General features: G+C 48.9%; 2 protein-coding genes. Both read left to right on the forward strand.

Going from position 1 to position 3,619, the window contains the following annotated elements; all coding sequences use genetic code 11:
• The coding region (locus tag QZP87_RS02930) for a hypothetical protein (protein ID WP_291321422.1) at nucleotides 1-662 on the forward strand (662 nt) is incomplete at its 5' end.
• A gap of 228 nt (nucleotides 663-890) precedes the next feature.
• Complete coding sequence (locus QZP87_RS02935) at nucleotides 891-3,272, forward strand: methyl-accepting chemotaxis protein (RefSeq protein WP_291321423.1); 2,382 nt, start codon at nucleotides 891-893, stop codon at nucleotides 3,270-3,272.
• The last annotated feature ends 347 nt before the right edge of the window (nucleotides 3,273-3,619 follow it).

Here is a 3,619-nt window from a genome sequence, read left to right on the forward strand (position 1 = left end):
AACATCTTCCGGACGCTCCGCGTCCACCAATGATCCAGCACTCACTTTTGAATACTATTTTTTCTGGTATTTCTCCATTGCCAAAAGTGAGTGCTGGATCCAGATACGCTCCCACACAGAGCGTGGGAGCGATAAGAAAAACTTCCGTGCCCTTCCGTGTGTTCCGTGAGCATAACCTCTTGGCTTTCTTTGAAAGTGAAACAACATGTTTGTTTGAAATTTGTGCTAAGCGCCTAAAGTCAATCATCAACATGAAGTCCCGGCATGAAGCCGAACCTGAAAAGGCCCTCCAAATCAGGGGGGCCTATTTTATTGATATTTCACAGATCCCGGCAACCAATCTACTTTTTATTATTTTACCCCTGTTCCGTCCACGACGACATCCGCCCCGTGCTACATCCCTTCGCCGCGCATTGAGGTTTCAATGCCGCGCCATCCGGCCAACTCCATCTTGTCCTGGTGATAGCCCACCAGAGTCACCCTTAATCATTCAGGGGGGACAATACCGGCCCTGGAGCCGTAACCAAAACTCAGGCCCAGAGAATGCCCAGGCGGCCATCCCCGAAGGAAGCTGTGGTGGATATTTCCGGCGAAGCACCGGCCATGCTTGCAATTTGGCTCAGGGTATACTACTTGCTTTTCTGCTTGAATGGAATTGCTGAGGGGCTCCAGTTCGGAAAATAATTTCCAGATTCTTTACGACGATCATGCGGTGCTTCTGCGGCTGATCATGGAGACCAAACCATAGGGGCTCGCCTGGAAAAGTGGCTATCAGCTCCGCAAAACCGGGGTCAAAGTGCCACTGGCAGATACTTTGATTGCCGCCATAGCTGTTCAGTATGGCTGTCTTCTGCTGCATAGTGACAAACATTTCTGTATGGAGGAATAACATGCGTCTTTCAATTTTCTGGAAAATTCTGGGCATAGTTGGCGGTACAGTTCTTATCATCAGTGCTGCCATTTTTTTTACCACAAACCATTTCGTAACCTCAAGCCTTGACGAACAGGCCCTTGAGCGCCTGGAGAACTACAGGCATGCAACTGATATGGAACTGGAGGCCATACAGGCAAACATTACTCTGATCAACGATCTTGTTTCAAAAAATCAGGATGTGACAAACGCCATCATGACCAACGATTCTGGTTTTCTTCATAGTTATGGACAAGACCTGATTCAGACTGAACGTATCGATTTCGTATCCTTTGTGGATGATCGGGGTATAGTCTTGGCCCGGGGTCACAGGGAGGAAAAAGGTGACGATATTAGCAACCAGTACATTATCCAACAGGCTTTAGCAAGAAATTCCCTTACAGGTGTGGAACACGGTGAGCACCTGTCATTATCCATCCGGTCGGGAGCTCCGGTAGAGCAGTACGGCGAAGTCATCGGTGCCGTTGTTATGGGGATCAACTTCGAGACGCATACATTTGTGGACCGCATAGGTGAAAAGCTCGGGGTTGATGCCACCATTTTTGAAAACGACACCCGGTTGTCCACCACAATACGCGCCAATGGGAGAAGAGTCGTAGGCACTGCAATGGAGAATCCTGATGTCATTGAAACAGTTCTGCAAAACAGCCGGGTGTTCGTTGCTCAAAGTCCTATCCTGGGCGTTATGTATGATACCATATACTGGCCTATTGAAAACGTGCAGGGCGAAACCGTTGGAATGTACTTCCTGGGGGTCCCCAGGGAAGTCATCGAAGGTGTACAGGCCGATGTTCTGAACTCCATACTGGCTGCATCAGTTATCATCGGAGTTCTGATGCTTGCTGCAGGAGCGTTTTTTGCTAGAACCCTCAGCCGGCCTATAACCCGGGCGACCAGTTTTGCTCTGGATATAGCCAGGGGCGATTTAAGCCGGCACCTGGAGACCGGACGCAAGGATGAACTGGGCAGTCTGACTCAGGCCCTCAACCAGATCCAGGAAAGCATCAACAACATGACCAATGATGTTGAAAAACTTGCCGATGATATCCAGCACGGCCACATAAGGGCTGTAATTCCACCAGAAAAATATGAAAAGGAGTATGCCAGGCTTGTCTCCCACATCAACAACACCTCAAAAGCAATTGTTCAATATCTGGAAAATCTTCCAGTTTCAACCATGGTTGTAGACAGTGACTGCACAATTTTATGGATGAACAATAAAGGTGCTGAATCAATCAGTGTTGATCCCGTAAACAAAAAATGCCATCAAATTTTTAATATGCAGGAATGCGGATCAAACAATTGCGCTACAAAAAAATGTATGGAGACAGGAAATCAGGAATACTATGAAAGAGATTTTATAATTGGAGAAAAGTCGCATTACATGGCTTATTACAGTACTCCTGTAAAAGATGCAAACAAACAGGTAGTAGGAGCTTTTGAAGTTCAAGTAGATTTAACAGATATTAAAGATGCTCAGCGTAAAATTGAGCAAACAGCGCAAAGTGCCAATCAAATTGCCGAAAGGCTGTCCTCTGCCACTGAAGAGCTTTCCTCACAGGTGGAAGAATCCAGCCGTGGGGCTGAAGAGCAGAAAAACAAGACCAGCGAAACCGCCACAGCCATGGAAGAGATGAACGCCACGGTCCTTGAAGTGGCAAAAAACGCCTCCGGAGCCGCCGAACAGACGGATCAGGCCAAAAACAAGGCTCTGGAGGGAGCCGAGGTTGTAAAACAGTCCGTAGAGTCCATCAACAGGGTTCAGCAACAGGCCAGGTCCATGAAGGACAATCTGAATGCCCTGGGCAGACAGTCTGAAGAGATCGGCAAGGTTATGAATGTAATTGACGACATTGCTGACCAGACCAATCTGCTGGCCTTGAACGCCGCCATTGAAGCCGCCCGGGCAGGTGACGCCGGGCGGGGCTTTGCAGTGGTTGCAGATGAGGTGAGAAAGCTTGCCGAAAAGACCATGAATGCGACCAAGGAAGTCGAAAATACGGTCACATCCATCCAGGAAAGCACTAAAACCAATGTTGAAAACATGGACCAGGCCGTTGAGATGGTGGAAAAGGCCACTCAGCTGGCCAACAGGTCCGGGGATGCCCTGGAAGAAATCGTGAGCCTGGCTCAACAGGCAGCGGATCAGGTGCGCTCCATTGCAACCGCCAGCGAAGAACAGTCATCAGCAAGTGAAGAGGTAAACAGAAGCGTGGATGAGATCAACCGTATCGCAGGCGAGACAGCCGATGTCATGGAGCAGTCCGCCAAAGCTGTTGCGGAACTGGCCCAGCAGGCAGGCGAGCTGCAGAAAATCATCCATGAACTGAAGACAACATAATTCAAAGCGGATTCAACTGCAAAGAGTCTCCAGGCTGGATGAGTTTAAAACGGCCTCATAACTCTTTCCCACTGTATCTGTTTAGCGCTTTTAAGGAAAGCAGGGGACAGGCACCCCCGCACTTATAATAACCTGTACGTTGCCTTATTGTTCCCACGCTCCGCGTGGGAACATTCTTCGGACGCTCCGCGTCCAAAATGACCGCAGGAGCGGTCGAAAAACGGCGTTTATTGTTCCCACGCTCTGCGTGGGAACATCTTCCGGACGCTCCGCGTCCACCAATGATCCAGCACTCACTTTTGAATACTATTTTTTCTGGTATTTCTCCATTGCCAAAAGTGAGTGCT

This window comes from Desulfonatronospira sp. (genome assembly GCA_003563255.1).
Lineage (GTDB): Bacteria > Desulfobacterota > Desulfovibrionia > Desulfovibrionales > Desulfonatronovibrionaceae > Desulfonatronospira.